Origin of the sequence: uncultured Gemella sp. (assembly GCF_963525875.1) — a bacterium.
Lineage (GTDB): Bacteria > Bacillota > Bacilli > Staphylococcales > Gemellaceae > Gemella.
Map to the genome: position 1 here is coordinate 1 of NZ_CAURMG010000059.1, position 6,745 is coordinate 6,745.

The 6,745-nt window shown below is 29.4% G+C and carries 3 protein-coding genes; 1 reads left to right on the top strand and 2 read right to left on the bottom strand.

Going from position 1 to position 6,745, the window contains the following annotated elements:
• Positions 1-2,905, top strand: a 2,905-nt coding sequence (locus RWQ73_RS07385) for a pneumococcal-type histidine triad protein (RefSeq protein ID WP_314407715.1), incomplete at its 5' end; no start/stop codon positions are given.
• A gap of 138 nt (positions 2,906-3,043) precedes the next feature.
• Here the strand turns inward: RWQ73_RS07385 and serS are convergent.
• Positions 3,044-4,324: a serine--tRNA ligase gene (gene serS / locus RWQ73_RS07390; RefSeq protein WP_314407717.1), complete on the bottom strand. Its 1,281-nt coding sequence runs from the start codon at positions 4,322-4,324 to the stop codon at positions 3,044-3,046.
• Between the two features lie 317 nt (positions 4,325-4,641).
• Positions 4,642-6,745 (bottom strand): pneumococcal-type histidine triad protein (locus tag RWQ73_RS07395; RefSeq protein ID WP_314407720.1); only part of this gene is annotated, 2,104 nt, incomplete at its 5' end.

Here is a 6,745-nt window from a genome sequence, read left to right on the forward strand (position 1 = left end):
TAAATTTGAAAAATTAATTCCTGAAAAATATTTAGAACAAGCTAAAAAAGAATATGCCGAATTAGAAAAAGAAGTTAGTGATAAAATTAATTATCTTTCTCAAAAGAATAATATAGGTAAAGATAAATTTAGTTATGTTATTACTCCAAATGGTGATGGGATTTCTTACAATGGAAATATAGAGTTGTTAAAAGATATAAATGTGAAAGAAGATACAAAGACAAATAGTTCGAATAGTATAGATAAAGTAGAAAGTAATTCAACAGACAAAAATTCAAGTAATAATACTGCTAGTGATAAGACAGAAACAGCGAATAATACTTCAGGAAATACTTTAGGAAATGACAATCATAGAGAAGAAAAAAATACTGAAGAAAAAGAAATTGGAGCAAAAATTGACTATGTTGCTCAACAATTAAATATAGAGAAAAGTTCTATAAAATTAATCGAGACTGAAGAAGGGAAAGCATTAGTGTATCCACATGGAGATCATAGCCATACTATATTAGTTAAAGATATAGACATATCTAAACCCCTAGCAGATCCACATAATAACTCAGGAGCTGAGACATTGAAAAAATTAGGATTTGATGATGATATTATCCATGATATTCAACATGCTTCTGCGGACACTGATTTTCCTACATATGAATCAAATGTAGAAAAAATGAAAGAGTGGTTAAAAACCGTTAAGTACTTAAATATAGGAGAAAATAGAGATCCTCTGAAGAGAAAGGGTCTAGAACTTATGCCAAATATTGAAGTTCTTGGTATTGGATATACTCCTATTGAGGATATTACACCTGTTTATAAATTTAAAAAATTAAAACAATTATACGTATCAAGAACAGGTATTAAAGATTATTCATTTATAAAAAATATACCAACATTAGAAGGAATTGATTTTTCTGAAAATGGCATTCAGGATATATCATTCTTAAAAGATTATCCAAACTTAAAATTAGTATCTGCAGCAGGAAATAACATTGAAAATATCGACGTATTAAAAAATCTTACTAATTTAGAGTCGTTAAATTTAGATAATAATAAAATTAAAGATATATCAGCTCTAAAAGATTTAAATCATTTAAGAGCAGTTAGTCTTGAAAATAATAACATTACAAAGTTAGATGCATTAAGTAATAAAAATGAATTAGAGCGTTTATTCTTATCTAATAACAGCGGTTTAGAATTAGTAACTCTAAAAAATGATAGTTTAGAGCAATTAACAGTAAATAATACTAATATTAGAGATTTAAGTGTTGTATCCAACTTACCTAAGTTGAAAAAATTAATAGCAAACGATAATAAAATAACAACACTATCCCATTTGAAAAATGCTAAAATTTTAGAAAGTGTAGAAGTTAATAATAATAAAATCGACAGTTTAGATTTTGAGAACAGTACAATTACAAGCCTAGAAATCAAAAATAATAAACTAGAGGATATTAACAATATTTATAAACTATCTGCGCTTGAGAATTTAGATGCTAGTGGTAATAAAATTAGTGAATTTCCAACAAATAAACAAAACAAACTTATAAATTTAATAGTTAGTAACAATGTTATTAGAACAATGGAAAATGTTAATAATCTTACAGCGCTAAAATACTTAACAATGCCAAATAATTATGTAACAACATTAACATTAAAAGAAAAAAATAAAACATTAGAATATTTAGATATAAAACACAATACAGTTGCAAAAGAAGAGTTAGAGATTCCTAGTGGTGGAAATATTCCAAAAGGAATAATGAGTAACTTTGAAAAAGTAGAAAGTGGAGATATAAAAGAGAATTATACTTTAACTGCCGATTATATTACAGAACAGGCAGAAAAACTACAAGAAGAGATATTGAAATTAAAAGATGAGAAAAAATTATCACCAGAAATTGCTGATGAATTAAAACAAAAAGCACGTATTATTTATCTCGATATGTCTTACAGTGTAGATCAAAGTAGAAATAAACAAATTGACTTAGAAAGAAAACTTAATGAAATAAGAAAACAAGTAAAAGATAATCTAGTTACTCCAACTACTGAGGTAGCTAATAAGGAAAATTTAGCTGCTGAACACTCTAATAGTGAAGCAGAGCACGAAACAGAAGCGCATAATCATAATAAAGCAGAGCACGGAACAGAAGCACATAATCATAATGAAGCAGATGAACATGATTTTGTATTTGATGTGAACAATATAGTAAGTGAAGAAGGGGATGGCTATATTGTAAAACATGGAGATCACAATCACTTTGTTAAAAAATCGGATTTATCAGCTAAACAATTGGAAGAAGCAAAAGAATTTTTAGCTAAGAAAGTAGAAACTACAACAACTGTAGATAAAGTAACACTAGATAGTAAGAAGAATTATATTGCTCTATTCTATGGATTAAATGCTAGTGATATTTCAGTTGATAATAATACGTTAGTATTTAATTATAATGGTGTGACTAAACATCTTGCGATTAGTGATATAACTGTTCCATCGATGAGTTCAGACTTGGAAGGGGATTTTGAAAAAGAAATAACAGCTTTAGCAAGCAGTATGAATACAACTGTTGAACATATTCAAGTACAAGATGGACAAATGATAGTAAATCATGGAGATCACAATCACTATTATCCAATCAAGAGTCCAGGATGGAGAACATATAATCAAAATAAAATACCTTATATAGAAATACCTAGAGTAAGTGGTAATATTGATGAAGCTGTTGTTAATAGTAGACTAACAGAATTAGAAAATAAGGCACAAACTGTTTTAGCTAATAATCCAATTAAATTAAGAAAAGTGTTAAATTGGTTAAATAACTTCAGAGATGTTAGTCTAGCGTGGCATGTAACAGGAACAGATGGATATTTACAAGCTCTAGATAAATTTGAAAAAACTCAAATAGATATATAGCTCTATATTAAAAAAGTTAAAAGTAGTGGATTAAGAAGAGGGGATTTTTATTCACTACTTTTAATGTATTAAGCTATTAAAAAATTCCAAGAAGATTTATATAAACCTCTTGGAATTTTATTTTTGTTTAAAATATAATTAATCTCTTTCGATTTTTGTTATTCCACGCATATATGGACGTAGAACTTCTGGAACTGTAATAGAACCATCTTCATTTTGATAGTTTTCAATTATTGCAGCTAAACAGCGTCCAACTGCTAATCCAGAACCATTTAATGTATGGATAAACTCAACTTTTCCAGTGTCTTCACGTTTGAAACGCATATTAGCACGACGAGCTTGGAAATCTGTACAGTTAGAACATGAGCTAATTTCTTTATATGCATTATAACTTGGTAACCAAACTTCAATATCATATGTTTTAGCACTTGAAAATCCAGTGTCTCCAGAACATAAAGTAATTACACGATAAGGTAAGTTCAATTTTTTAAGAATGTTTTCAGCATGCCCTGTCATGATTTCTAATTGTTCATATGAATTTTCAGGTTTAGCGAAACGTACCATTTCTACTTTGTTGAATTGGTGAAGACGAATTAATCCACGAGTATCACGTCCAGCACTTCCAGCTTCTGATCTAAAGCAGATACTGAATGCAGTAACACCTTTTGGCAACATATCTTCAGTTAAAATTTCTCCGTTGTAGTAGTTTGTTAATGGTACTTCAGCAGTAGGGATAAGAGTAAGTCCTTCAGATTCAACTGTATAAACGTCCTCAACAAATTTAGGGAATTGTCCAGTACCAAATAATGCAGTTCTATTAACTAATTGAGGTACCATAAATTCTTCATATCCGTGTTCAACTACGTGAGTATCAATCATAAAGTTGATTAATGCACGTTCAAGAAGAGCACCCGCTTTTTTGTAGAATACAAATCTACTTCCTGAGATTTTTGCAGCACGTTCAAAGTCTGCAATATCTAATTGTTCAACTAAATCCCAATGAGCTTTTGGTTCGAAGTCAAACTCTCTTACTTGTCCGATTCGACGAACTTCTATGTTTTCATCTTCATCTTGCCCGATAGGAGTTTCATCTGAGATAAGGTTAGGGATTCTGATGATTTTTTCGTTAATTTCTTCGGCGATTTGTTTTACTTCAATATCGCGAGCAGTGATTTCATCAGATACGTGTTTCATATCAGCGATTACATCTGAAGCATCTTCACGTTTTCTTTTTAAAATAGCAATTTCTTCACTTTTTTTGTTACGAAGAGCTTTCAAATCTTCAACTTGTACAAGAAGCTCACGACGTTTTTTGTCTAAATCTATAAGTAAATCAACTACGTCAGTTTCTAAGTTTCTAGCTGCCAATTTTTCTTTTACCATCTCAGGGTTTGCTCTAAATAATTTAATATCTAACATATTTATATTCTCCTTTTATGTATATATTAAATTGAATTTGTTTATAAAATAAAAAATCCCCTACGTCAAAGACGTAAGGGACGATTAATTTCTATACCGTGGTTCCACCCAAATTCAATCTAAAAAGATTCTTGAAATTTAATTTGATATTATTAATAGTAGAATTTTAAAATAAACAATAAGTACTTTCAGCATACATACTCTCTCTGGAAATGTTTTTAGATTAAAACATGTCTATAATCAAATTATATATATTTATTTAAAATTAATTTTACTCCATATTGAGCTTTGTTGTCAAGTGTTTTTTAGTAATTATCCTAATTTTCTTCAAGTGTATTGTTTGTTGTTGTTTCTTTTTCTGTGTTGTTTTTATTTGAACTTGTTGTTTCTTCATTGTTAGAAACGTTTTTTTCTGAGTTAAGAGTCGTACTGTTTTCATCGTTTGTTGAAGTTTCTTTAGGTTTAGCATTTGCGATTAGGGCAGCTAGTAATCTATCAATATCATTAATTAGTATTGTTTGTGATTTTTCACCAAGTGTGAAGGTTACAGCCTTACCATAAGGTGTTTCAATTATATTTAAAGAATCAAGTGATAATTTAAAGACACTTGCAAGAAGATTAACTTTAGCATTTTCCTCAGGAGTAAGCTCTGTTTTTTTATTATCTGTCGTATTATTTTCTTCTTTTGGAGTATTTACATCGCTGTTAGATTGATTGTCTGTACTATTATCTTTTTTCTCCACCTTAGGTGTTGTATTTTCAGTTGATTCGGTAGTTTTGTTTGCATATTTTTCAAAGTCTACTTTATCATATTTAGCATTAGAAAATTCGATTGGGAATGCTGGATCATTTGCTTCTTTAGTAAATTGACTAGCTGAGGAGCGTAGAGTTGCACCATCACTATCAATTTCATTAAGTTTATTATATTTTTCACCGAATTCTACTTTTGAACTTTCATTATGTTCAAGAGCATAGTGAAGGGCATTTTTTGCATTAATAAGTCTTGTTACAAGTGTTCTCATTGGCGTTTTAGTAATTAGTGCTTGAGATTCGTAAGAGTCTTTAACAAGTGAAGCGAGCTCTTCGCGTAACTCAGTACTTATTTTGTCACTATCTATATTTTCTAAGAAATACTTGATATAACTCACTGTAGTCGTACCTGTTCGATCTTCGAATTTTTGAAGTTCATCTAACATGTGGCTAACTTTATTAAGTGTATTAGAATCTTTGTTCTCACTAGCTCTATTTAATTCATTAGTTAAGTCTACTTTTGAAAGTCCATATTTTTCAATATCAGTATCCTTGATTCTATTCAATAGTATGTTATATTTTTTAACTAATTCATCATTTTTAGAAGTATCTGCATTTGCTTCTTCTTTGATATATTTTTTATCAAAATTATCTAACATTTCCAAGTATCCATTAGTAGAGTTAGTAGGTAGTTCTTCAATTGTGGCACGTAATTGATCTAGTGCACGATTAACACGATTTGCTTGCTTACTATCTTTGCTATGTTTTTTTAGATTATTGGCTTTAAGCTCTTCAATACGTTTAAACACTGTGTCTTTATCGAAAGCTCCAGCAACATAGTTTCCTGTAATATTAGGAATTCTATTTTTGTAATAGATATCTGCCCCTTTAGTAAGAATTTTAACGTAGTGATCATGGTCTCCGTGAGGAATTACAAATTTATCACCATCACGTTTGATTTTATCTGCAGGTATTCCTGTACGTTTAGATAAAGCAAGTAATTCATTTTCAAAATCTATTTCATCATCACCAGTAACCTCAGGAATATAGAATTTTTCACGAGGAACTAGGTAAGGGTGAATATGTGTTGGATCATATGCATGCGCTGGTTCATTAAAGACAAAAAAGTTTTTTGTTACTTTAACAGCTTCTTTAGGCACACCATAAACTTCAGCAATATAATTAATTTGTTTTTGAATTTCTTCAGTAATAGTAACTTCAGTTTCATCAACATGAATTGCATTTAATAGTACAGTATGACTGTGATCACCATGTGGGTAAGTTAATGCTTGTCCATTTTCAGTGTCTATTAATTTGATAAGTTTAGCATCTATTCCTAGTATTTTAGCTAGGTGATTAATTTTTTTCGTAACTTCTTCAGAATAATGTTCTTCATTGTCTTTAGAAGGTTTGTTAATTTCAGTATTATTAGTTGTAGTTTTATCATTAGCTGATTCGCTTGGAACTTTAACTATATCGTCTAAAAGTGTTGTAGTACCATTATATGTAAGGGCATCACCTTTAGTTGTTGTGATGAATTTGATTGAATCTCTATCGATATTATTTTCTTTTACTAGATAATTTATTTTCTCAGTTACCTTATCTTCTAAGGCTTTATATTCTTTTTTAGCTTGTTCTAAATATTTTTCAGGAATTAATTTTTCAAATTTA

Bases quoted from the DNA above. Each gene is read 5' to 3' on its own strand.
- serS (WP_314407717.1), bottom strand. From the start codon at position 4,324: ATGTTAGATATTAAATTATTTAGAGCAAACCCTGAGATGGTAAAAGAA.